The 22,287-nt window shown below is 41.1% G+C and carries 27 protein-coding genes; 1 reads left to right on the top strand and 26 read right to left on the bottom strand.

Annotation, left to right across the window (positions count from 1 at the left end; genetic code table 11):
- Positions 1–708 precede the first annotated feature (708 nt).
- Positions 709–1,146 carry a GNAT family N-acetyltransferase gene (locus tag IGJ74_RS09180; protein WP_218193565.1) on the bottom strand — a complete coding sequence of 146 codons (438 nt, stop codon included), beginning with the start codon at positions 1,144–1,146 and terminating at the stop codon, positions 709–711.
- Between the two features lie 171 nt (positions 1,147–1,317).
- Between IGJ74_RS09180 and IGJ74_RS09175 the strand changes: the two genes are divergently transcribed.
- Positions 1,318–1,845, top strand: coding sequence for a DUF308 domain-containing protein (locus IGJ74_RS09175; protein ID WP_218193566.1), 528 nt, complete (start codon positions 1,318–1,320; stop codon positions 1,843–1,845).
- Positions 1,846–2,308: 463 nt separating this feature from the next.
- Here the strand turns inward: IGJ74_RS09175 and IGJ74_RS09170 are convergent, their stop codons facing one another.
- The 25 genes from IGJ74_RS09170 to IGJ74_RS09050 form a co-directional block, all read right to left on the bottom strand.
- A complete protein-coding gene (locus IGJ74_RS09170; RefSeq protein ID WP_218193567.1) occupies positions 2,309–2,728 on the bottom strand; it encodes a hypothetical protein in 420 nt (139 codons plus the stop codon).
- Positions 2,721–3,332: a hypothetical protein gene (locus IGJ74_RS09165; RefSeq protein WP_218193568.1), complete on the bottom strand. Its 612-nt coding sequence runs from the start codon at positions 3,330–3,332 to the stop codon at positions 2,721–2,723. The genes IGJ74_RS09170 and IGJ74_RS09165 overlap by 8 nt, the downstream gene beginning before the upstream one ends.
- A gap of 12 nt (positions 3,333–3,344) precedes the next feature.
- Positions 3,345–3,824 (bottom strand): hypothetical protein, encoded by a 480-nt coding sequence (locus IGJ74_RS09160; protein ID WP_218193569.1) that lies wholly within the window; start codon positions 3,822–3,824, stop codon positions 3,345–3,347.
- A 314-nt stretch (positions 3,825–4,138) separates the two neighbouring features.
- Positions 4,139–5,182: an N-acetylmuramoyl-L-alanine amidase gene (locus IGJ74_RS09155; protein ID WP_218193570.1), complete on the bottom strand. Its 1,044-nt coding sequence runs from the start codon at positions 5,180–5,182 to the stop codon at positions 4,139–4,141.
- A gap of 46 nt (positions 5,183–5,228) precedes the next feature.
- Complete coding sequence (locus IGJ74_RS09150; RefSeq protein WP_255324182.1) at positions 5,229–5,663, bottom strand: phage holin family protein; 435 nt, start codon at positions 5,661–5,663, stop codon at positions 5,229–5,231.
- A 79-nt stretch (positions 5,664–5,742) separates the two neighbouring features.
- The gene (locus IGJ74_RS09145) at positions 5,743–5,880 is read right to left on the bottom strand and encodes an XkdX family protein (protein ID WP_218193572.1); all 138 of its coding nucleotides are present in this window, start codon (positions 5,878–5,880) and stop codon (positions 5,743–5,745) included.
- Positions 5,873–6,187 carry a hypothetical protein gene (locus tag IGJ74_RS09140; RefSeq protein WP_255324183.1) on the bottom strand — a complete coding sequence of 105 codons (315 nt, stop codon included), beginning with the start codon at positions 6,185–6,187 and terminating at the stop codon, positions 5,873–5,875. The genes IGJ74_RS09145 and IGJ74_RS09140 overlap by 8 nt, the downstream gene beginning before the upstream one ends.
- A 5-nt stretch (positions 6,188–6,192) precedes the next feature.
- Complete coding sequence (locus tag IGJ74_RS09135) at positions 6,193–7,572, bottom strand: BppU family phage baseplate upper protein (protein ID WP_255324184.1); 1,380 nt, start codon at positions 7,570–7,572, stop codon at positions 6,193–6,195.
- A gap of 13 nt (positions 7,573–7,585) precedes the next feature.
- Complete coding sequence (locus tag IGJ74_RS09130) at positions 7,586–7,807, bottom strand: hypothetical protein (RefSeq protein ID WP_218193574.1); 222 nt, start codon at positions 7,805–7,807, stop codon at positions 7,586–7,588.
- On the bottom strand, positions 7,794–8,231 hold the full coding sequence (locus tag IGJ74_RS09125; protein WP_218193626.1) for a DUF1617 family protein: 438 nt from the start codon (positions 8,229–8,231) through the stop codon (positions 7,794–7,796). Before IGJ74_RS09125 ends, IGJ74_RS09130 begins: the two co-directional genes overlap by 14 nt.
- Positions 8,206–8,394: a hypothetical protein gene (locus tag IGJ74_RS09120; RefSeq protein WP_218193627.1), complete on the bottom strand. Its 189-nt coding sequence runs from the start codon at positions 8,392–8,394 to the stop codon at positions 8,206–8,208. The genes IGJ74_RS09125 and IGJ74_RS09120 overlap by 26 nt, the downstream gene beginning before the upstream one ends.
- A 16-nt stretch (positions 8,395–8,410) precedes the next feature.
- On the bottom strand, positions 8,411–11,446 hold the full coding sequence (locus IGJ74_RS09115; RefSeq protein ID WP_430608755.1) for a phage tail spike protein: 3,036 nt from the start codon (positions 11,444–11,446) through the stop codon (positions 8,411–8,413).
- Positions 11,443–12,198, bottom strand: a complete 756-nt coding sequence (locus IGJ74_RS09110; RefSeq protein ID WP_218193536.1) for a phage tail protein — start codon at positions 12,196–12,198, stop codon at positions 11,443–11,445. The genes IGJ74_RS09115 and IGJ74_RS09110 overlap by 4 nt, the downstream gene beginning before the upstream one ends.
- Complete coding sequence (locus tag IGJ74_RS09105; RefSeq protein ID WP_218193537.1) at positions 12,195–16,925, bottom strand: tape measure protein; 4,731 nt, start codon at positions 16,923–16,925, stop codon at positions 12,195–12,197. The genes IGJ74_RS09110 and IGJ74_RS09105 overlap by 4 nt, the downstream gene beginning before the upstream one ends.
- Positions 16,912–17,493 (bottom strand): Gp15 family bacteriophage protein, encoded by a 582-nt coding sequence (locus IGJ74_RS09100; protein WP_218193538.1) that lies wholly within the window; start codon positions 17,491–17,493, stop codon positions 16,912–16,914. Before IGJ74_RS09100 ends, IGJ74_RS09105 begins: the two co-directional genes overlap by 14 nt.
- 4 nt (positions 17,494–17,497) lie before the next feature.
- A complete protein-coding gene (locus IGJ74_RS09095) occupies positions 17,498–17,878 on the bottom strand; it encodes a hypothetical protein (protein ID WP_255324179.1) in 381 nt (126 codons plus the stop codon).
- A gap of 54 nt (positions 17,879–17,932) precedes the next feature.
- A complete protein-coding gene (locus IGJ74_RS09090; RefSeq protein ID WP_218193540.1) occupies positions 17,933–18,451 on the bottom strand; it encodes a phage tail tube protein in 519 nt (172 codons plus the stop codon).
- The gene (locus tag IGJ74_RS09085) at positions 18,452–18,850 is read right to left on the bottom strand and encodes a minor capsid protein (protein ID WP_101699009.1); all 399 of its coding nucleotides are present in this window, start codon (positions 18,848–18,850) and stop codon (positions 18,452–18,454) included.
- On the bottom strand, positions 18,850–19,215 hold the full coding sequence (locus tag IGJ74_RS09080; RefSeq protein WP_101699008.1) for a minor capsid protein: 366 nt from the start codon (positions 19,213–19,215) through the stop codon (positions 18,850–18,852). Before IGJ74_RS09080 ends, IGJ74_RS09085 begins: the two co-directional genes overlap by 1 nt.
- A complete protein-coding gene (locus IGJ74_RS09075; protein WP_255324180.1) occupies positions 19,215–19,559 on the bottom strand; it encodes a putative minor capsid protein in 345 nt (114 codons plus the stop codon). The genes IGJ74_RS09080 and IGJ74_RS09075 overlap by 1 nt, the downstream gene beginning before the upstream one ends.
- Positions 19,556–20,008, bottom strand: coding sequence for a hypothetical protein (locus IGJ74_RS09070; protein WP_218193541.1), 453 nt, complete (start codon positions 20,006–20,008; stop codon positions 19,556–19,558). The genes IGJ74_RS09075 and IGJ74_RS09070 overlap by 4 nt, the downstream gene beginning before the upstream one ends.
- Before the next feature lie 29 nt (positions 20,009–20,037).
- The gene (locus IGJ74_RS09065; protein ID WP_232508817.1) at positions 20,038–20,157 is read right to left on the bottom strand and encodes a HeH/LEM domain-containing protein; all 120 of its coding nucleotides are present in this window, start codon (positions 20,155–20,157) and stop codon (positions 20,038–20,040) included.
- Between the two features lie 65 nt (positions 20,158–20,222).
- A complete protein-coding gene (locus IGJ74_RS09060; RefSeq protein ID WP_218193542.1) occupies positions 20,223–21,107 on the bottom strand; it encodes a hypothetical protein in 885 nt (294 codons plus the stop codon).
- A gap of 13 nt (positions 21,108–21,120) precedes the next feature.
- Entirely contained in the window at positions 21,121–21,696 is a 576-nt protein-coding gene (locus IGJ74_RS09055) for a hypothetical protein (RefSeq protein ID WP_218193543.1), read from the bottom strand.
- Positions 21,697–21,824: 128 nt separating this feature from the next.
- Positions 21,825–22,214 (bottom strand): hypothetical protein, encoded by a 390-nt coding sequence (locus IGJ74_RS09050; RefSeq protein WP_218193544.1) that lies wholly within the window; start codon positions 22,212–22,214, stop codon positions 21,825–21,827.
- Positions 22,215–22,287: the final 73 nt, after the last annotated feature.

The following is a 22,287-nucleotide window of genomic DNA, read 5'->3' as shown; positions in this document are numbered from 1 at the left end:
GCAAGACTCCCCTTACTCAAATATAGGTAAATGGACTTTTTCGAAAATATTAGACGCTATTCTGATCAATAATATCTATTATGATGCATTAATGATAAAATAAAAAAGAAGAGTACTAGGCACACTTCCCCAAGCTTCCCCCTGCCTAGCACTCTTCTTTTCTTATATATGTTACATAATAATGGTACGTTAAAGAAATTGGAATCGCAAATATTATGGCTTACCTTAAACTTCTCTTATTAAAATACGATTGATATTATTGGAATTAACAAAATTCTGTCTCTGATTTAATGTGATTGAGATGATATTTTGTTAGGACCAAGACTATTAATGTTTCTCACTCGTAATTGATAGGTAAGCAAAGTTACTTGATAAAGCATTAATTTAGTGTATAATTACATTGATGACGGAACATAGTTCCACCTGCACGGCGTATGAGAATATGCTGTGCTTTTTTTTCGCAAAAAAATAACCACTCCCGGGAGGAGTGGTATTGGAAAGAAGGTTAAAAAAATGAAAAAGTGTTAGCTAAGGGTAATTTAAATTTACTTTTTATTCGAATTTTGTGCAAACAAAAAGCTTTTCCGTTCCAATCTAGGCAATATTTTTGTACTATATTATAGAAAATCACCTTGTTGGTTAATCGGAAAATTTAGCGATAACGGAATGAATAAAGCCTGTCCTTTTACATCTATATAAGGTATTATGCTAAAACTTCTTTTCTAATACTCTCATGCTTCTTCCGAACTTATCCTCTGCTTCCTCAATTTGGGAATAACCCCACTTTTCATATAGACCTACATGTTGTGTAACAATATATATACTTTGAAATCCCACTTTTAGCAATTGTTCTTCCGCAATCTTCACTAACTCTTTACTTATACCGCTGCCCCTAAAATTCGGATCAACATATACTATTGCGATATATGGACTATATATTAAATCAACTATATCCTTACTAACAAATGAACAAAAACCGACAATTTGATCTGTAGTTTCAGCTAACACAATTCCTTCCCAGTCGTTGAACTCATCATCTATCATTTTTTTTGACAAGTACTTAGCTGCTGCCCAATCAGCATTGTATATTTCCGTGGCTGCCGCTAACCAATTAGAATCATTTTTCCTTAAAACATGATAATCCATGATGAACCTCCTTCAAATTTTATTACGCTATATTTCATCTGACCCAAGGCTATCATATTTTTTAAATTAATACCTATGATATGCTAATTTCATATTTTTTAAATTACCTAAATACTCGCTTTTTATCATAAGAAAATGTAAAATTGAGAAAACAAAAAAGAGGTGTCTATTATGTTAGTTATATTAAAAAGAAATTTTAAGAGTCACGCAATTCTTCGAGCTATTATTTATGTAATTTTTGGAATAGTTATTGCCATTAATCCGGCTGGTTTCTTCAATTTTATTGGATATGTACTTGCTGGTTATTTAACTTTGATCGGCCTAATTAATATTCTCGAAGATTTTAAAACGAGAAAAGAATCTGGTCACTGGGGATTAGGTCTATTCAGTGGGATATTTTTACTTGTATTAGCCCTTGTCGTACTTCTTTTTGCGAGTACCATCGCATCTGTTCTCCCAATCCTACTCGGTCTATCTATCATTTCTAATGGAGCCTTTCAATTAGTACTGGGTCTTAATACTAAATCTGTGGCTTGGATAATTTATAGTGTAATTCTAGTTATAGGTGGTGCATTGTTACTATTTAATCCATTCGCAAGTTTGTTGATTCTTCTACAAGTATTTGGCTTTACCTTAATTGCCATGGGAATTCTAGAAGTAATTGGATACTTTATGTTTAGATCCCAGTTAAAACAATAGGTCATCACCTTTCAATAGAAATTTTAAAGTAACATATAGCTTCATTTCAACAGCGTTTGAAATGAAGCTGTTTTTTTCGATACAAAAAGCCCACTTCATGAGGGTGAAGTGGGCAATAGAAAAATGAAAAAGTTATTTTATTGGTAGTTTGATTGTATCTTGATGCAAGCACGATGTCAACCAAGAGCTACGTTTAATAAATTATAAACACTGCAATCACCATACTAGTTCTCTCAATTTAAAATTTGCTATAATAAAACAAAAAGCAGGTGGGTCCTATGAGGCGTGCGTTTTCAATTTTTCTAACAATTGTTTTTCACCTAGTGCTCTTTTCCCTTGCATTCTTTGTAATTATAGTATTCCTGAGACTGTTCAGATAAATAAACGATTATCGAAAAACCCTCCTACTCGGTTCTGAGTAAGAGGGCGTAATTATTTGTACTATTAAAAACCCAATGAATTACTAATTTTTATTTTTTTCCTTGAATTCTTTATACATTTCATAAAAATCAATAACTACAGGAAATTGTATGAAACTTTCTATTGGTGGGGAAATTAAGATTGAAGCACGATTTAATCCTGGTTTAGCTAATTCCGCCATTGATTCATCAATCATTTCATTGAGGGAACTCTCATTGTTCTTAACAAATATCTCTGAGATTAAAACTATCGAAAGCTTAACTCCCATATAAAAACCAGAAATATCGTGTTTGATACGAACTATTCCATCATTTTTGTATTCTGATTCAGCATCATCAAACAGTAAATTAATATCAATTTCGATATCATCTAAACCTTCAATTTCTTCATCACTTGCATGCTCTAATTTGATGTGCTCGATAAAAATTTTGTTTAATTGAAATAAAGCTTCTTCACTAGACAAGCGAATATCTCCCCCTATTGTTGCCTCTTATAAGACTATTAGATTTGTTTGTAAATCGTGCTGACTCAGAACTCCTATCCCTAATACGAAATTCATTCAGTTTATTATTCGGACGACTATTTTTGTTAAGCGCTCCCGGAGAGATTTCAAAATCTGAACAATGAATACTGAGGTTTTGAAAGCTAGTTAGTCCGGGTATATAATTTTCATAGATATTTGTTTTGGAATTAATCTTCTGTTCATGACTGTACAAAACCTTAACTTCATCAGTTTCTTGACCTTCATCTAACTGGAAAAACGATAAAAAGTCGTCTTTCATGATTACTTTGACGTGATTAAATAGTAGTTTTTCTGTTACATATTTATGAGACTTGGTAATTAAAGCATCATATTCCGACACTTCATGATTAAGATCTCCGAATTCAAATTCTAGATATTCTTTCTCGCTTAGTCCTAAAATTTCAGCAAATTTTTCTACATTAATATTATTATTTAAACGAATATTCAATAGCTCCAAGGACTTCTGTCTTTGTACAGAATTTTCTTTTTCAATTAATGCAGGATATTTTGATGTGAGTAAATTTGTTAAAAAATCGTTATTCATGTTCACCCCTCCTTAGGGATTCAACCATTTTTCTGAATGCCCTAAAACAAAATCTTGAGCTATTTTTTCTGTGTGAAATGCACAAAAATCTGTTTGATCAGATTCCGGTTTTAGGTCAACTTTAGTAAATCCAAAAGTAAAAACACATTTAGCTATCATATCGTTAACAAAAAAAATCAATCTAAAATGTTCATAAGTTTTGTCAATCCTAATTTCATAGCTTAAATCATGTTTATATAATTTTTTAATTATTTCTGCTCTCTGCGCCACTCCTAGTGCATTTCTGAGTGTTATCTCATATGGCTGTCTAAATTTTGTACCATCTTTATTAACAAGTTTATTATCAAAGCTAGAAAATTGAGATTCGATAATTTTAATTATTTGCAAAAAATTATCTAGCATCCTTTCATCGTTTCCAAACGTGGTTATTATGTAATCCTTAGCTAATTCCAAGTTATCTTCTGGACAATTTACAATGTACTCTATTTGCAACGTAACACCCCTTAGGAAAATCAAATAAAAAATTGGTTGAGCCAATATAAAGAAAACAATTATAATGCTTAAAAATGTCTACTTTCAAAACTTAGATAATATTTATTTACAAAAGTGGAATATGCACAATTAATATAACATCACTATATTCAAAAATCAACACATATACCTTGACACGAGAGTTCAGAAAGTATATCCTGTGTCACAAAAACTAAAATAAGCTTTGGTATCAACCTTCAGAACTTCGTTTACAAATATTACATTATTATTAAATAACAAACCCCCATCTGTATATCAAGATGGAGGTTTATTTATTATACAGTAGCACCGCTAACCCAGTACTCCGTTACTCTACCATCTTTTGTCTGTCCAATCGCTAACCACCCAAATCCTCCGGAGCGAGGTTGACGAACGAAAGCATGACCATTTCGTTGGACTAACACACGATCATATTTTACTTGTTGGCCACGTCCCAACAAAGCAAGAATGCCTAATCCAGTCGGATTAGTGGTATCTCCGCTAGAAGTTCCTCGCAAATTGATTCCCTTAGCTGCAGTCACTGTGACGGTTCCTGAACGACTATGCCAAACGTTAGCCGGCGGTGTTGCTGCAGATGTATTATTATTAGAAACCTCAGTAACTAATGCACCAGACACCCAACCAGCACCATCGACTTCAAACCAAGTAGTGAAACCATTGACGCTTTCACCATTCCGAGTGATACGAGTAGCGTTGAACGTTTGTCCACGTTTCAGCGTTTTAATGATGGCAGATTTCGTGTTCTGAGCAGCACGTACATTTAGCACGTCAGTACTCACTACCTGACGTTTGTTCCAAGCTTCTACATTGTAAGTAGGTGTAGGAGCTGGTTGTGGCGTCGATGTTGAGCCACCAGACGCTCCTAGTCGACTACGAACAGTCGCCATATTCGTTCCAGGACAACTATTGGATCCATGGCCAGAAAACTCGTTATGCCCTAACACGTCGGATGCTTTCAGATTGAATCGCTGCATGGCTGCACGAGCACGCTCGTCAAAAGCTTTTTCTTGTTCTGCAGTAAAGGAACCATTACCTACCACACAAATGTGGTAAGTCTTGCTATTGTGATTTCCTACGCCGTTGGTCGTGACGTTATCCCGATAGATTAATTGAACTGATCCATCACGCAAGATAATCTCGTGGTAACCACCAGTTCCCCAGCTAAGTGTTCCTCGCCAGTGATTTTGGAATGCCCACACATCACCGGTCGCTGTTGCTGAATGGTGACGAGCAATTTTTGTGATGCCTGCCACGGATCTGTTGGGGTTAGATGGTCCTAAAATTCTTGAATCGCCTCGTAAATCTACAATTTTTGTCATAGTGTTTTCCTCCATTTTTTGATATAGAAAAAGAGCAACCAATCGGCTACTCTTGATCTTTATTCGGATAAATTGTTTTCTCCGTCTCGCTTTGGCCATCGCCATAATCTGGTGGTGTTGATTCTTTGTGTACACTTTCCTTGAACACCGCAAGCCACTTTTGTAAGAAACCAACCTTGACCCCTGACTCATAAGCATTTTCTAAAATACTACTGATCTCATAGAAAATAAGTAAGATCGTCCATACAAGCGCAATGTTGATTGGTAAACTAATCCCAATGATTGGCGCCACTTTATCAAGAGAAGCAGCTGCAAAAATTGTCGCAAACGTAATGAATTTCGTAAACAATCCCTCTAAATTCACTGCAGACATCCAACTATGTGACTTGAGCGCTTTAAAATATCCTACGATTAAATCAATAACGACAAAGGTCAAATAGACATCAATGACATCTAAACTTCCTCCAAATAAATGAACCATAAAATCTCCTCCTATAAAAAGACTGACAAAATAAAACATACCGATTACCTTCACTTTCCGAAATTGAAAAAGAGAAGTCCTAAGACTTCCCTCCTCCTTCTAAAATAGTATTTGCCTGCTCTTCTGTGATCACACCAAGTGACAGAAACTGATTGACATCCTCTTCTGTCATCCATCCACGATTGTACCAATCCTGAATCGTCTCAAAATTAAGCATGTTCTTGCCCTCCTTGAGTCAATTCTCTTACTTGTTGTGACAGTTGTAGATTTTGTAACGTCAGCTGTACAACCGATCGTCCTAAAGTATCCGTCGTTTCTTGTAACTCCTCGACCTCTTCGGGTGTTGCAGCACTCACTACATTCCAACGTTGGCGATTAAAATCAAAACCAATAACCACCACGTGCGGATCAGTCGGTGGTGCTACTTCCGTATAGGGATGGAATACAGGGCGATCCTCCGGCGTAAATAGCGGCCGCAGATCTTGTAAGTCCCTTGTGTCGTAGATTGCTTTGTGTCCTTCCATTTTTATCATCCTCCAAGATCAGTTATTCGTTGCGCCAACTGATTCATTTTTTTGTTTTGCTGCTGGTCTATTGTTTTTATTGCTTCTCTAGTAAGTTCGAATCTTGAATATCTTTCTGGTGTAGTAAATTGCTGAAGAGCATACGCATGATACTGTGGAAATGCGTTTAATGGATCCAATTCTTCTGGGGTCGTATAAATTCCTTGTGCACGAGTGGGACTTGATGGGTCTAAATCTATAAATTCGATTTTTAAATCATAAATATCCAGTACATCGCCGGTACTTATTACCCCAATCGAAAAAGGAATATCTAAAATAGCACTATGGTTTACGCTGAAAATACTGTATACAGTTTGAAATTCACCTGTTTCCAGATCATAATTATTGTATATAAGACGAAAACCATCTGATGTACTATTGGACCCCGCAAATCTAACAGGCACTTGATCACTTCTCAATGGAATTCCATTGAGCAATATCTTTCCTGTATGAGCACGTGCTTGACGAGTCAAATCAGCTTCTATAAAACGATTGCCAGCAATTAAAATCCTCGATCCTAAGAGTGTATTTATTGTGTGTTTTATATGTCGGCCATCGCTACTTCTCTCTGTTCTAGCAGTGGTAATTGTGCCATCCCAGAGGTTCTTTTTGGGATATACCGTAGTAAAACGATCCGTCCCATCTTCTGACCATGACCATGCTTCGCTAATATTCAGCCCACGTTTCAAAGTCTCCAGCTGTTGTTGAGCTTGTCTTATTTCCAAGTTCATAGGATCAAGTTGATCCGAAATCTCCTGCTTTAATTCCTCGGTAATTTCTTGCGCTAACTGATCAACATCAAACGAATCGATGGCCGACTCTATATTCCGAATCCTCTCTTCAAACTCAGACAAATCTTGATCAATTCCTGCTGCTTGTTCTAGAACGAGGTTTCGTAGATCCTCAAATCGCTTCACATAAAACTGCGCCATTTCTTCTAGGTCCTGATCAATCCAAGATTCTTGGAATTCCGTACTAAATGCTGGATAGTCTAACGATTGGCCATTAGAAAATTCGACAAAGACATAAATGATCACTGAGCCAGAGTACGCATAGATGTCATTTGGCAACATTACATTCACTTTTCCGGCGGCAGGATCTTCAATTACGATTGATTCATCAGCACTTTCAAAAATGACTGACTGACCTGCAGTCACGAAATCAAAGCCCAAAATGACATTGGCTTCTGATAGGTCCAACGGCTCCCCTTTAAACTGAAAGTTGATCGTCTTTTTGGCAACTCGCTGATCAAAACTGAAAAACTCTGTGTTAGTTGGTACAGGAGAAGAACGTTTTTCCGCAGATTTATTTAAGGTGATCTCACTGGTTACGTAGAGATTTTCCATCGTCCTTCCTCCTTCAATCCTTGTCTTCTAACGCCCACAGTTCTTTCAAAAATTCTTGAATTCCTTCACGGCAAGTTTTTTTGTTTTTCTGGTACAGCTCTGGATCTTGAATACTGATACTAGGTGAGGTTGAAACGTCTTGATCTCCATCAATCGATGCAGAGAGGTAGACAACCATTTTTTCATTGATCATGATCTGCCCTGTAAAGTTGCTGCTCGTATTAGTCTTTAACATCTTGATTCTCCTCCTTCTCAAATTCATCCATTAGGCGATCATAAATATAGGCTTCTGCATTATCAATTTTTTCTTCATAATTTTCCAGTATGCTCGGCAATTGCTCGATTATTTTCACGAATGGCCCACCATCAATGACGACTTCTTCATTCAAAAGAAGGTCCACTTCTCTGGCATAATCCTCCGCATGGTCTGGATCAATTTCATGCGATTTGCCATTCTCTAGCTGCACAAGATTGTTTTCTTCGTCTCTTTTTCCGTATAATTCTATCAACTCAAATTGTGATCTTTGAATTTCTTGTAAAACCTCATCCAATAAATGAATTAGTTTCGTGGCTGGACGCGTTTGATTGGCATTTAGCTTTAGTCCTGATAAAAAGTTTAATGCTTTCACAACCTCATGATTTTTTAGTACTAGTTTCATTTCTATATTCCTCCAATTCTTTTCTTAATGATTGAATTTCTGTAATCAGTTTTTCAGCTGTTTCTCGGTCAATAGATTGGAGGTCAACTTCCGATTCTACTAAAATAGGCTCTTGTACGACACCCACCTCACCTGCAAAATCTGAAAATATTTTTTCAACCATGACATCCTCTCCTTTTTTATCCGCCTATTCTTATCGTGTAATATGACACCCCACTAGGAATACTTGCAGGAATATATACTGTACCGTTAATCCCAGCTAAGTTTCGCAGCCGATGGGCTATTTCTGCAATATTCCATGCAGCGTTACCACGAAATGTAAATAAGTTAGCGCCCACGTAGATATTCCCTCGCAAGCGCATACCATTTTGGCTCCCCATACTAATAGAAACATTGTTCGATCCCGCCGTCAGCCAAATGGCAGGAGTTACTCCAGCGGTCCATCCGTCTCCTGCAGGCATTGAACGATCTGGTCGAATGTTCAATGTTCTTGTACCGTTAGTCGCCGTATACTGAGAAGAAGAAATAATCCCGCCTGCAATTCGATCGGCTGATAACGAACCAGCTGTAATCATATTTGCGGTTAGGGTTCCTGCAGTAATTTTATTCGCGTGTAACGTTCCTGCTTGAATACGATCACCATTGATCGTATTGGCTCGCATATGCCTTGTTTCAATTGCATTTGCTTCGATTTTATTTGCAGTGATCGCATTGGCGATTATTTTCTCAGAGGTAACCGCATTTGCTGCGATCGTGTTAGCTGTCACTGCCCCGGCTGCTAACTTCACTGTTGTCACAGAACCGGTCGCAAGTTTATCCGCAACAATAGATCCCGCCGTAATATGCCTTGCAATGATTGCATTGGTCGCGATTCGATTTGCCGTAATTGTTTCTACCGCAATTTGATTTGCAGTAATCGTATTTGCCGCAATCTGTGAGGCAGTAATCGTATTTGTGGCAATTTCCGCAGCTGTAATTGTATTTGCCGCAATCTCGTTCGCAGTGACTGCATTGGTCGATATATGACGCGTGATTATCGAATTTGTTGCAAGTTCATCCGCCGTGATTGTTTGCGCCATAATCTCATTTGCGGTTACCGCATTCGCGGATATATGACGGGAAATAATCGCATCTGTTGAAATATTATCTGCCACTATTGTATTTGCGGCAATTTCGTTTGCTGTCACTGCATTAGTAGAAATGTGTCTTGTGATGATCGCATCAGACGCAATCTCTATAGCTGTGATTGTCTGTGCATCGATTTCCCTGGCGGTAATCGTATTTATCGCCAAATCATTGCCGACAATACTACCCGCTTGAATCTGTACTGTAGTGATACTTCCAGTTTGGATTGATCTTGCCAAAATTGTATCTGCTCGAATTTTGCCGCCATCAATTTCCACCGTATCTTGCCACTGCCAATCCGAAAGGAGATCCTCAACTTCTCGAATATCCGACATTGCATCATCGATTCGCTTTTGTGCATCAAGGAAGTTTTGTTCAGCTGATTTCAAACGCTCATCCAATAAAGGTAGCGAAACGTTGTTCAATTCATTCAACGCAAGCTCGTTATCAAGTAATTTTTGCTCAAGCCCCGGTAACTTGATAGTGGTGAGTATGTCCATTTCGACTTCAAGGTCTTTCAGTCGTCCTTCAAGATCCGGCAAAATGTTTTGCTTCAAGTCATAAAGTATTTTGTCGTTCTCCGTTAATCGCTCGTCTAGCTCAGGAAGAATCCGATTGTTTAAATCATCTAAGATCCCCTCTAACTCGTCGAGGTCTTTTGCGTTTGCCGTTTGACCAAATACTTCGTCACTAAATGGACCAGCAACGTCATGATGATTGACTGCCCGAACTCGGTAATACCATTGCAATTTGGTCTCGGTGCCATGTGTATATGCATTGACGTTTGTGGTTCCCAACAGATTGCTAGGTCCCGGGACAAATCCTTTTTCTTGAGAGCCATAAATTTCATACTCACGAACGGTCAATCCCTGCATATCCCAAAATAAAAGCACTTGGCTAAAGCCGCCATAAGCGACTAGATTTGTAATCGTGCCAGGTCGAACGTTGGCAATGTTGCCTGGCCCAATGATTGGGGGTCGACTAATTTGTTGATCTCGATCACGCTCCTGTTCTTTTTGACTAGATCCAAGCGTGGCTCTTGAATCACCAATCTCGATCGATTCGTACTTATCTAAAAGCACATTCCAAACCGTCTGATTGATCTTTGCATTGACGTTGACACCTAACTTGTTAAAAGCCACGGTGACGGTGTCATAGAGTTCCAACTGCTCGAGTAGTCGATGTTGTTCCTCACCAGTCGCACTATATAGATCCGCAAACTTTACTTTTAGATTCACACGAGGCAACCCGACTTGATTGCTTGAAATGTAATACTGGCCAAACTGACGAAGTTCTGCGACTGTTTGAGGGTTTCGGCTGCTAAGATCAACCGTCTGCACCCGACGTTCCGGAAACTTGTCGACATGGGAACTGTCCAGAATGACTTCCGGAAGAACTAACTCACTCGCCCCTTCTTCGTTCGCTCGAGCATAGGGTCGAATCGACGTATAAGTGCTCTCGATCGTTTCTTCTTGAACGAGATCCACTAAATTCTTGCCATACGCAATAACAACACCCGTCTCCTTACCGCCTTCTCGCATCAAGCGGATTTCGTTGTTATCAAAAATATATTCGCCGTTATACTTTTGAAGAATGGAGCCTTCTTTACCTCCCAAAGCTTCTGCAGCACTTTCGAAATGGCCAACTTCAGAAAAGTCCATTGCTGTGACCGTCGTCAGATCCGTAAACACGGTAAAATCATGCTGTGGAACTAAAAGAGCACGCCACTGATTCAACGCTTCTTGCGCTGAAATAGCGGTGTGCTTCTGTCCTTTATTGAGTGCTGTTTTTTCAGTGATCAATGCAATGTGTTCACAGTAGACCGCCACAAGCCCGTTTTGTGGTTTGGTGATCCGCACGATTTCAAATCGTTGTCGCTTTGATCTTGTGCCCGGTCCTACATCGACCACAACTTTTTTTCCTTTCTCAAGCTGAGAAAAGAGAACGCCGAAAACCGGATAAGTAAATTCTAGAAAAGGAAAATTATTTCTCTTTCGAGTTGCGAACGCTTGGCTCACATCCTTCAGAAGACCCAAGCCAAGCGTGCTGTAATCATTATTTGCTTTGTCGTACAAAATCGGCACGCTCATATTGCAGTCACCCTCCATCGTGGCGTAATCGTCATTTGTGTGATTTGCGCTGTGAACGAAATCGCATTTGCTCCCGGTCGTAACTCCGGTACATGGTAGCCATCACTTTGCATCAGGATCGCATTGGATATATTTGCTATTCCATCCCGATAAGCCGTCCCTAGCTCGCTGTCAATCGTAATCAACCCAGCTCCGGCAGCTCTTAAGATGCGGAACTGCTTTCCGTTGATGGTCAGTGTTGCATCTGCCGTCCCGCTGTATCTAAATTGGATCAGCGGCAACGAATTAACCGGTTCCGGGTTCTCTAATGTGCGCCCAGATATGTGAGCTGTTGCAGTTTGGCCATCAAGCCGAAACATTACTGGCCTGCATCGAAAAGGCAAGGCCACGTCAAAGTGATCACGCCATCGATCGAGAATACGAACTTGCGAGTGAAAGATGCCCTCATAGAAGTATTCCGGATCCTCAGAAAAAAGAAGCCGACTGTATCGCTTGGGTTCCTTCAGCCAGTGAGTGATCTCTCTGACTTGTTGGAAAAGCGGCTTGTCTGCTTCTTTTCTAAGCTCCATAGGAAATATTTTGATAATGTCTTTTTCTCGTTCATTGTCGTAAATGATCGCGCCTTGCCGGCCATCCACCTCATCAAATCGTAGATCCGATTCCGGAATCGTCAACTCCATCTCATTCAGTAAATAAAGATTTTTATCGATCGACTTGTGGCCGTTATATTCAAAAAAAGGTTCATTCGTCATTCTAACGACCTCCTTAATTCATCTGCCGATTGTTGGGCAATGTCTTGTGATAATTCCGCCACATCCCGATTATCATAGATATTGACATCATGTAAATGGACCTCGACACGAGGTGAGTTATGGATCGTTTGGTTGGTTGTTGTCGATTCACTCTTAACCGCTGGCAACGACAATCCAAAGCCTGCATTACCGGCAATGGCCACCGATTCAGCTTGGATATTCGGTAAGACAAGTTGCGCACCTAAATCCTCAATGGCATCTAGTGCAAAATGCTTGAATCGCTCAATCCCTTCACCTATTCCGGCAGGGATCCAACGACCTACATCCATCATCATCACTTTCGATGGTGAATTGATGTCTAAGGCGCGCTGCATCGTTTGAGCCACTTGATTGGCAATCGTAGCTGCAGTATTCAATACTTGTGCTTGACCTGCGACTAAGCCATTGTTTAACCCAATCATGGAATTTTGTCCGATGCGATAAAACTGATCAGGCAAATGGCTCATCTGGTCTGGCATGCGTTGAGCACCTTCACGGATTGTGTCGTTCGCCTCTCGCATTCCCTCACGGTAAGCTTGATTTGATTCACGCATAGTGGCTGCGGCGATCCTTGGCATGTTCTGTAACGTTCGATCCACATCACGATCCATCTTTTCAAATTCCTTGACGACGTCTTCAGCAGCCTTCTTAGACTTTTTGACCATCTCATCCGTCATTTTGGCAATCGATGTCAATACTTTGGAAGAATTCTGATCAATCCCTTGGGCGATTCCTTCGACCATTGGCTTCCCGATTTGTTTGCCCATCTGATTGGCATTTAATTCCTTATCTAATAAGGACATCAGCTTCTTGGCCAACTGTACGATCGCTCGTTCAGGTGCGCTACTATTTTGCTCGATTCCTTGTGCAAGCCCGGTCGTAATGTTGCCGCCATACCCACGATAAACACCTGATGGTGAGTTGATATCATTTTCCTTCCGGAAGGCCTTGTTTGCCAATTCAGCCATCTGCTTCGTGGCGTTTTCAACTTGCGGGGCAGATTGATCTATCCCTCCAGCTGCACCTTCACCAATATTTACGCCGAATCCTTTAAACGTTTCTGGATCCATTTCTTTTTCAAAGACTTCACGTGGCACACCTGATAATTCGGCGGCACTTGCCTGAACTGCTTCCTTGCTTCGATCGATGCCTTCAACGTATCCTTTACCCGGCGTCTCGCCGTGAGCGACAAAAACATCTTGATCGATCACTTCACCAAATAATTTCTCAGGCGTTTCAGCTAGTTCTTTCGATGCATCTCCTACAGGTTGGATCCCTGCCAAAATGCCGTCTGACGTCCCTTTGGCAAGTGGATCTGTAATTTCTGCGTAATTTGTATTAGCGATCGTTTCTTCGATCACTTGACCCGGAACTTGTGCGATATTCTCTGCTGCTTCTGCAACCTGTTCTTCACCTTCAGCCATTCCTTCTGCAGTTTCTTCAGGAATTTTTTTGCCGACGGAGGTCAAATCTGCTTTATCCAACTCATCCCGAAGAGTACCCACAGATACATTGGCTAACTCTCTTGAAGCGAGTCGTACATCTTCTTCCCCAAGACCATGGGTTTTGGCGAATTGTTTCGGTGCATTTTCACCAATTTTGGCGTATTCCTCTAATAGCTTCGACATTTCCTCTTCAGAAGCATTGACCATATCTGCAGCCAATGCGCGCATCTCTGGTGTGCCTTCTGCCATCTTCTCAAGCAAACCTGTATCCATACCATCCCCGGCTCTAGCCCACAATTTTTCCATATTGTCAGCGTGTTCGGCTTGATAGGTGAGGTGATCTTTCAGATGTTGCCTAGCCTGCCCCATGCCGTACTCTACTTTTTCAGGGACATCTTTGAAAACATCTTCGTTCTTCTTTTGAAAACTATCTAACTGACTATTTAATTCATCAACAACTGCCTTTTGGCTGTCACTCAAATTCGCATAAGAAACAATCATCATTTCGTTTGCTGCCGCGGTAGCCTCAGATGTTTCTTGCCTTTTCGCTTGCTCTTCATCCGATAGTCGGTCTTTTTCGGCATAGATACCTTCGAGATTTCCCATAGCCTCTGCTTCTTTAGCATCCAATTCTGCTAGGGATTCCTGAACTGCTTTTTTTCCGTCAACTCCTGAGACAGCAGCATCATATTCAAGCATTGCTCGCTCTTTCGCAACTTCCTTAAGGGTAGTCTCATAATCAGCGGCTTCTTGCGTCAGTTGATTTTGACGTTCCACCAAGCTATTGACTTCCTCCATGCCTTTAGAAGCCTCAATGCGTTTTTGAATTTCTTCGGTTGTGGCATTTAACAAACCCGATTCTTCATCATAGGCAAGGTTTAATCCAGTAACTGAGTTGTTTAACTCTTCCACGGTATCGGCCATTAATTGCTTTTCAGCAGCTGACTTGCCTTCTATTGCGGTCAATCGTTCTAATTCTGCAGCTAGGTCTTTGTTTCGTTCGGCATTGGAATCAATGACTTTTCCTTGTGCTTCAAACGCTTTTGCATTGGATTCCGTTGCATCATTAAGGCCATCAAATTCATCACCTAAACCATCAATTTCACTTGCTAACTCTTTTGCCGCTTTACGGTTATCGTTCCACTTTTTGGTTAACCATGCTGCACCACCAGCTAGCAATGCCAATCCAGCCCCTAGAGGATTCATCACCATATTCAGCGCCATCTTCGCTGCAGTTAGGGCTCCGGTAGCCAATGTATACGCTTTGGTTCCAGCTGCCGATCCTGCCATAAGAGCTTTGGTTTTAGCCGTAGCACTCAAATGTGTGTTTTCCGCAACAGTTAACGTTTTAGTAACTGCAGTTGCTGCTGTTTTAGCACCGGTTAAAGTTTTAATTGAGGCAATAAAGCCACGAGTGTACAACTCTGCTTTTTTTACGACCATATAGCCCGCAATAGCTCCCGTAACCCCAGCAATAACTGGCGCCACTGCTGCCGAGGAATCTTTGAGATCAATAATGCCCCCAACCATTGTATCGACTGCTGACACTACCGGAGGAATCACACCTGCTACACCATTCAACACACCCTCGAAGGTTTTACCAAATCCCTGAACATTTTCCTTCATTGATCCGAAACGTGTTTCTGCAAATGCATCATCCATTGATTCGATAATACTTGCGGTTCCCCTTGCAGTGGCTGTGGCCATATTCGCAAATGAACCTTTCCATGTATCCCCTGCTTGTTGAGCCATCCCGGTAACAGAAGCCAGTTCATTGCCACCTTCACGCATGGCATGCTCCACAGCATCAAAGAATTCCCCTGCGCTCATTTCTCCATCACGCATAGCATCCCTGACATCCGCCACGCTGCGACCAGTCGCATCTGCGTAGATTTCCCATGGATCGACACCACGACGTACCATGCGGTCCATCTGTGCCATATTGACGGTACCAGTAGCACGCATCTGAATCATCGCATCCATGACATTATCCATCGCATCAGCGGATCCATCACCATAGAAAGCGACGGCATCGCCCCAGACTTTATAACTCTCTGTTGACTTCTCAAGGTCTTTATTTTGTAAGACCAATCGTTGGACTGTCTGTGCTGCACTATCAAGCATATAGTTGGTACCAATTACTGCATCTCGCACACCTTCCATCCCTTGTTCGGCTTCTTCGGAACTTCCGGTCAAACGTGTCATCGTGTTTTGAAAGTTATTTAAGGTATCTATACGACCAAAAGCACTGTCCAATGATCCTTTGGCCATAGACAGTGCTGTAGTTGCACCTTTAGTGAGTAACATAGCTGCACTTAGATTACCGATTGTGCTAGTCAGCTTTTGTGCTGGCGGTTCCGGAACGTGAAATGCATTCCCTGTTTGCTTTCCAACTTGATCAGCTGTCTCTCCAAGGGTTCCCAGATCCTTTTTCATGATGGCAACGGCATCGGCGATTGATCGTGCACCATCTTTCCCTGCCGCTTCTAAATGTCGAGACAGTCCGTTTCCAGCACTAGTTGCTGCTAGTTTTACCTCAGGAACCATTTTAGCGGAGGCTTGTTTGATAGCATCCATTGATGCAGTGGCATGTTTCGAACCAATGATAAATGGCTCACTGATTGCCCCTCCGAGCCCTGGCATGGCTATTTCTACTGAACCAACCATATTCGATACAGATTTAGTGATTCCATCTGTGGAGTTGCCTGCATCTTTGGCACCTGATTCAAAGCCTTTGGCTATTGAATTGGATGCTCGAGTCGCATGGGCTTCAACAGCTCCACTCATTTCCCCTGTCGCATTTGAGATCTTGTACGTAGATGCTTCTGAATCTTTAGCAGCGCTTAAGAAAGTTTCACTAATGCTACGCCCCATAAGTGGTGCAGAAGATTCGACAGATGATGCTAGATCTGCAACAGTCTTGGCCACACTATCAGTCGCTTGGTTCGCTCCTTTTGATCCTGAATCAAAGTTATCACCGATCGACTTCCCCGCTTTTGATGTTGCGGATTCAGTCGTCTTGCCTAGATCTGAAACGGTTTTTTCTACTGAATCCACCGCTTTATTAGCGGACTTGGCTCCTGATTCAGTATTGACCCCCATATCAGAACCGACTTTTTTCATGACATCATCGGCATTTTTACCTAGTCGGGAAAAACCTTGTTCGACCATATCGATTTCTTTGGTGACTTGTTTTCCATTGACGATTATGTCGATTGTTACCTTGCCATCACTTCTGCTCATCTTCTTCACCTTCTTTCGGTAGTGCATAGAGTTTCTTCAATTTCCGAAGCTCATCCTTTGCTTCTTTGTTTCCTTTTCCTGTTGGCATTTTTTTCGTCCGAATGGATACGATTTGGCGGAATCTTGTTTCATCCGGCAATCCGCCAAACAACGCAATAAATTTCTCCCACCTCATTTTTCCTCGCTGATCAAACAAATCAATTCCGTAAGCTTGGTAAAAGGCTGCGTAGATATTTGGCGCATCATAATCAAAAGAAAAATGCTGGTCCGCAATCTCTTTCATTTTAGGTTTTAATTTCTTTCCGTTTCTGTCATAACGAGATTTTGGTTCTTCCCAAATATCAAACATCTCCAATATCGACAAAAAAATTGTGTTTTGTGTTTCGATCTCGCATAAGAACGACACACCCAATAAAAGCTGCAACCCCAAAACAATTTTTTCTGATTCCGTTAATACTGGATCTTTTAATAGGTCAAAAAGGCGTAATACCGTATCGAAAGAAAGATCGATCGGATAGGTTACGCCTTCGATTTCCACCGTCTCTTCTAATCGATACTGCAGTTTCATCGTTCTAACCTTCTAAGTAGTGCTGCATTTTTTCAAATAATTGTTTCTTGCGTCCACCAAGCTCTTCAGCGACTGCTGAACAAATCTCCATATAGTACTCAGAAATGAAGATATACTCTGGGGAAAGCTCGTACAGCTTTTCAAATGCGCCATCACCTAAAAGTTGATCAATCACTCTTTCAAGCTCTTTTTTTGCTTGCTTATCCGCTCTTTCAGGTGTGATCGTCTCTTTTTCCACTTTTTCAGTAATCTTTGCTGACTTGGACGCATACCCTGAAACTAACTTCCAAAAGGCTTCTGCACCTTTTTCCGATGTGTCGACGTAAAATGTATGTTCGCCAATTTCAATTGGTAACTGTGTTAGTTTTACTTGGATTTTTACCATTGTTGTTGCCTCCATTCGTTTGTATGTAAAAAAGAGAAGCGATAAACGCCTCTCTTACTTGGTTTCTTCCTTCTTATTTGCCTTGGCATTAACTGGCGCCGAATTCAACGCCGCATCTGCATTATTCCCCCCAGAACCCGGGACACCTTCCGTTGGGGTTGCGTCATAGGTAATCGTACAAGAAAAGTCCTCCGTAGTATCTGCTGCACCAGATCCTGCCACGATGTCAGTAACCGTCGCATGCCCAGTCCATTGTTTCGTCTTGTCGGCACTTACCACTCGATGCCAAACTTTTCGACCAACACCCGTCTTGTATTTCATATCTGCGACAATTTTCTGCGCTGGATCTTCAGAATCGTAATCTCCGCTGACATTGTAGGCACCAGATACACGGTTAACTAAGTTTGTTGTTACGCCATTGTAGTAAGACTTTTCTTCTGTAGCCTCCGTACTTGCGTCCGAAATGTCTTCAATTCCGTCAGCCAATTCTACCCACGCTGATTCCGTAGGTGCTGTGTTGATACTCGTAAATGGTGCAATGAAATGGCCACGCTCGCTGTTTACATTTTTCATTTAGTCTTCACTCTCCTGTTTTCGTTTTTTGATATAAAGTTTTGCTTGTACAACTAAGCGATAGTATAGATACTGTTGATTGTCACGACCTGCAAAGAACGGCTCGTTGACGATCGTTAGTCCCATAAAGCTATAAGAATCATCCTGCGAAGGAATTGATCTGGCATTTTCGATAATACTTGCTAGTCTCGCCATCACCTGATCACCAGTCGCTTCTTTTGTCTTCAAAACAAATTCGAACGGGATCACTTTGATTTTGTCACCGTTCATGTAAGATTTTTCCGTACGTCCACCAGCTTGCGTTGACAATCTGATTGAATCTTCCTGATCCATCGCATGGGCAATCACTGGTACATCGATCTGACTTGCTACTTCTTGTAGTCGATGAATAAAATCCATTAGAGGTTCGCTCCTTTCTTAAAGGCTTGTAGCCAATCATTGATAAAAATGGGCTTCGTAGTTTCATCCCAATAGGGACCCGTCCCCGGTTGTTTATTAACAAACGGAATCCAGACACCTGTCGTTGGATGTTTTCGACCACCATAGTACTGAGGGCCTGCATAAGGAACATCCCAAACCAACTGACTTCCCACCCCTGATACATGACCGCTATCTCGCAAATGCTCGGTGTCCCAAGGGACGACTGTCTCATTTATTGTTTGGAGCATACGATTGGCCATGTTCAATTGTCCACGCCCTAAATTGTCTTCGCTTAGTTTGGAGCGGACACCTGAAAGATCGATGTCAATCTTGATTCCAGCCATCAAACCACCTCAATTTCATAGCCAAACGGTTCAGGTGAATCAGCAAGTAATGGGATTACATGAGCAATCGTGTACTGCTTTCCTCCGAATTCAATTTGATCAGCAGCAAAAAAATCTGGCAATGGTCCAGTGTACTTGCTTACCATCGAAATCAAAGCATTAGGTATTTGAACCTCACCATTAATATCTCTTGGTGAGAATTTGACAGAAAAATCAAAGCGAACATTTCGGATCACTTGTTCCTCTTCTTCAAATAGAGTTTCACCAATCGGTGAAATCCCCGTTTTCTTACGATAAATCACTTCATGGGGAAAGAACTTTTTTGGTGGTAATCTCATTCTCATCGGCTCACTCCTCTGTACAATAATCCAGTTCCCGAAAGCTGCATCATAGCGTCGCCAGAGAGTAAAGGAGTTTCTTCCTTTAAAGCACTCCCCTTTGAACTAGAAACACTCATCCGATTAATGGACCAACTGTCAGCCTCCTGCATGCCAAACGTTGTAGTGGCATCTGCTTCATGCATGTACTCGATTTGATAGGCAATAGCCAACTTAAAGGCATTGCGGCGCAGAGGAATATCTGATTCAAGATCGTTGCGCTGATAGAAACGTCTCGTTTGGATGTCCAACAATGCACTGGCTCTCCTCAGAAGCTTGCGGAAATCTTTTTCTGTCAGTTCCGTTTCTTTGTCTACCAAACGTTTGTACTCTTTTAGAGATAAGTAGCCACAAGACTCGATGCTTTCCTGATCGTCAAAAATTTCATTTAACGGCTTTCTACGTAATCGCTCCATGGTTTCACCTCCATGAAAAAAGAGAGCGATTATTCACTCTCTTTTAACAGCTCAATTAATTCTGGTTTCTTGGCAGCAGCTGGGTACTCAACCCCAAGGCGATCTAACTCGGCTTTAAGCTCATCAACCTTCATGTCATCGATAACCAATGACTGACCTGCTGTCCCATCGCCACCTTCGTTTCCATCAGGCTCACCCGGTTCTTCCGGGGAATCTACTTTGACAACGTAGAAGCAATTACTGCATTGTTTTGATGCTTCATCTTGAACAAATCATGGTAGATACGATTTTGGTATAAATACCCATCTCCTTGTCCTACTTGCCCTGGTGCAAATAGATAAACACTTGCGAATTTTGCTTTTGCAATTACTGCAGGTTTAGCAACTAACAGATAATTTAATTTTCGAGCATCATCTTTAGGAACAAATCCTTCTGTAAAATCAAACGCTTCATAGAACCGTTCTTCTGCCCATACTTCTTTAATACGGACACCGTCTAAGCTCGTCACACGCGTTTCAATCTTCATGCCGTTAGAATCAACGTTAATCGTGCGAGTAAATTTAGGCGATTGTTCTAAGCAATCCATCACCTGAGAAGACACGTAAAGAATCAAGTTTTGAGTACCGTAACGGCGCGTTTTTAGAATAGCGGCTTTTAAAATTTTGACAACATTATCTTCCGTGATCACTTCATCTTTCGAAAGCCCTTCTTTTTCAGCGTAGGCTGCTAATTTAGAAAAACGGTAAGCATCCATTTCTGGTGTCGCATTCTCTTTTGAGAACTCACGGGTAATATTACCAGCTGACGCTGCCTGATTCGTTTCATCAACATCTGCTTTATCGACATAGAATTCAATATCGCGGTCAAAATTCAACGTGTAAGGGACATCCTCAACAGTAATTTTCCCAGAATTGAATCCTTTTTTCTCACGATTATGGTTCTGATATCCTGATGTCTTGATATGAGGGACACGGAACGTTTTTGCATCTAACCAATTCACCTCAGGGGTTTCTAACTCCGCTGTTAATGATTCTTGTTGCAAGGTTTGATCTAACTCTTTCTGCCATTTCTCTGCATAATTCTGAACTGTAACTGTCATTTAAAAATTCCTCCTATTTTCCTTTTAATCCCGCTAAAAACGGGTCTAACTGATCTGGGTTTCCCGATTGAGGATTCCCACCACTGACAAACTGCTTTTTCTTTTTCTTTGAGGTGTTTTCGCCTAAGATCTCTTTAGCCAATTCAAAGGACGCCTCTGCTCTTTCAGCATCACTGCAATCGATCAAATCAATGATTTTCAACGGCAGACCTTCTTCTTGTGCCTTCTCCCGGTATTCTAGACGGATTTCTTTTTTAGCTAGCTCCGCCTCTTTTTGAGCCAGTTTTTCTTGGGCAGATGTTTCATTCTGGTTCTGACCTGAGGATTCTTCTTCGGTATCGTTGGAGTTGGTTTTCTCCCACTCTTTTTTTGCTTTCTCCACGGCTTTCTTGGTTTCTGCAGCAACCATCTTGCCTACATCATCACGAGAATACTTCTTCGGGGACGTTTCTTTTTCCTCAGAATCCGTCTCTTGCTCGTTTTCTGTTTGAGACTCCTCAACTTGTGCCTGTTCATCATTAGTTGTGTCAGATTCAGGATCTGCAAAAAACTGCAAATTCATCTTCATTCGCTTAGACATTCCTTTCATAGTGACCTCCTAGTGGTTACGCCACAACCCGATAAATTTGATGGTTACGTCCACCACCCGAGACAGCTTTCTCTTTAACGCCTGTAAGCAGTAAGAAGGCAAACTAAATAGCCATCGCTATGATGACTTTATTTAAGACTTATGCGCAATTCCTCTGCGGTCTGTTCCGCGATTTCTTTAGCCAAGAGGTCGATATCATGCATGGTTGTGCTATGAGCTTTGATTGTTCCAGCTGTAATACCATCAACCTTAATATCAGTTCTTGGAATATTCGGTGTTTTAATATCAGCGACCTTGATTGTACCGGCAGTTATACTTACTGGTCCTTCCCCCACTCCCAAATCTTCGACATACAATTCATCAATTTCATATGTGAAGACTGCTCTAGGTACGCCGTCTGCTGGCATATTAATAGTAATATCTACCAATCTGTCCCTTTCTATAGGTTTACCATCAATTAAAAACTCGTAATCTGGGGAAAATTTTGATTTCCCATTATTTTTAATACTTAACTTCATACTATTATCTCCATTGTCTTTTATATTTAGTGCCGGTCTTTGCCCATGGTATGCTAAGCAGCCGCGTTTTCCG

Origin of the sequence: Enterococcus sp. AZ009 (assembly GCF_050548785.1) — a bacterium.
Taxonomy (GTDB): domain Bacteria; phylum Bacillota; class Bacilli; order Lactobacillales; family Enterococcaceae; genus Enterococcus_D; species Enterococcus_D entomosocium.
This window is presented reverse-complemented; position numbering and strand designations above follow the sequence as displayed.

What these genes read in the sequence shown, in the direction of transcription:
- IGJ74_RS09055 (WP_218193543.1), bottom strand. Translation starts at nt 21,696, where the DNA reads ATGAAAGGAATGTCTAAGCGAATGAAGATGAATTTGCAGTTTTTTGCA.
- IGJ74_RS09105 (WP_218193537.1), bottom strand. Translation starts at nt 16,925, where the DNA reads ATGAGCAGAAGTGATGGCAAGGTAACAATCGACATAATCGTCAATGGA.
- IGJ74_RS09060 (WP_218193542.1), bottom strand. Translation starts at nt 21,107, where the DNA reads ATGACAGTTACAGTTCAGAATTATGCAGAGAAATGGCAGAAAGAGTTA.
- IGJ74_RS09150 (WP_255324182.1), bottom strand. Translation starts at nt 5,663, where the DNA reads ATGGTTCATTTATTTGGAGGAAGTTTAGATGTCATTGATGTCTATTTG.
- IGJ74_RS09050 (WP_218193544.1), bottom strand. Translation starts at nt 22,214, where the DNA reads ATGAAGTTAAGTATTAAAAATAATGGGAAATCAAAATTTTCCCCAGAT.
- IGJ74_RS09090 (WP_218193540.1), bottom strand. Translation starts at nt 18,451, where the DNA reads ATGAAAAATGTAAACAGCGAGCGTGGCCATTTCATTGCACCATTTACG.
- IGJ74_RS09110 (WP_218193536.1), bottom strand. Translation starts at nt 12,198, where the DNA reads ATGACGAATGAACCTTTTTTTGAATATAACGGCCACAAGTCGATCGAT.
- IGJ74_RS09155 (WP_218193570.1), bottom strand. Translation starts at nt 5,182, where the DNA reads ATGACAAAAATTGTAGATTTACGAGGCGATTCAAGAATTTTAGGACCA.
- IGJ74_RS09145 (WP_218193572.1), bottom strand. Translation starts at nt 5,880, where the DNA reads ATGCTTAATTTTGAGACGATTCAGGATTGGTACAATCGTGGATGGATG.
- IGJ74_RS09135 (WP_255324184.1), bottom strand. Translation starts at nt 7,572, where the DNA reads ATGGAAAATCTCTACGTAACCAGTGAGATCACCTTAAATAAATCTGCG.
- IGJ74_RS09130 (WP_218193574.1), bottom strand. Translation starts at nt 7,807, where the DNA reads ATGTTAAAGACTAATACGAGCAGCAACTTTACAGGGCAGATCATGATC.
- IGJ74_RS09085 (WP_101699009.1), bottom strand. Translation starts at nt 18,850, where the DNA reads ATGGATTTTATTCATCGACTACAAGAAGTAGCAAGTCAGATCGATGTA.
- IGJ74_RS09140 (WP_255324183.1), bottom strand. Translation starts at nt 6,187, where the DNA reads ATGGAAGGACACAAAGCAATCTACGACACAAGGGACTTACAAGATCTG.
- IGJ74_RS09070 (WP_218193541.1), bottom strand. Translation starts at nt 20,008, where the DNA reads ATGGAGCGATTACGTAGAAAGCCGTTAAATGAAATTTTTGACGATCAG.
- IGJ74_RS09075 (WP_255324180.1), bottom strand. Translation starts at nt 19,559, where the DNA reads ATGAGAATGAGATTACCACCAAAAAAGTTCTTTCCCCATGAAGTGATT.
- IGJ74_RS09095 (WP_255324179.1), bottom strand. Translation starts at nt 17,878, where the DNA reads ATGGTAAAAATCCAAGTAAAACTAACACAGTTACCAATTGAAATTGGC.
- IGJ74_RS09120 (WP_218193627.1), bottom strand. Translation starts at nt 8,394, where the DNA reads ATGGTTGAAAAAATATTTTCAGATTTTGCAGGTGAGGTGGGTGTCGTA.
- IGJ74_RS09100 (WP_218193538.1), bottom strand. Translation starts at nt 17,493, where the DNA reads ATGAAACTGCAGTATCGATTAGAAGAGACGGTGGAAATCGAAGGCGTA.
- IGJ74_RS09125 (WP_218193626.1), bottom strand. Translation starts at nt 8,231, where the DNA reads ATGAAACTAGTACTAAAAAATCATGAGGTTGTGAAAGCATTAAACTTT.
- IGJ74_RS09080 (WP_101699008.1), bottom strand. Translation starts at nt 19,215, where the DNA reads ATGGCTGGAATCAAGATTGACATCGATCTTTCAGGTGTCCGCTCCAAA.
- IGJ74_RS09115 (WP_430608755.1), bottom strand. Translation starts at nt 11,446, where the DNA reads ATGAGCGTGCCGATTTTGTACGACAAAGCAAATAATGATTACAGCACG.
- IGJ74_RS09180 (WP_218193565.1), bottom strand. Translation starts at nt 1,146, where the DNA reads ATGGATTATCATGTTTTAAGGAAAAATGATTCTAATTGGTTAGCGGCA.
- IGJ74_RS09165 (WP_218193568.1), bottom strand. Translation starts at nt 3,332, where the DNA reads ATGAATAACGATTTTTTAACAAATTTACTCACATCAAAATATCCTGCA.
- IGJ74_RS09175 (WP_218193566.1), top strand. Translation starts at nt 1,318, where the DNA reads ATGTTAGTTATATTAAAAAGAAATTTTAAGAGTCACGCAATTCTTCGA.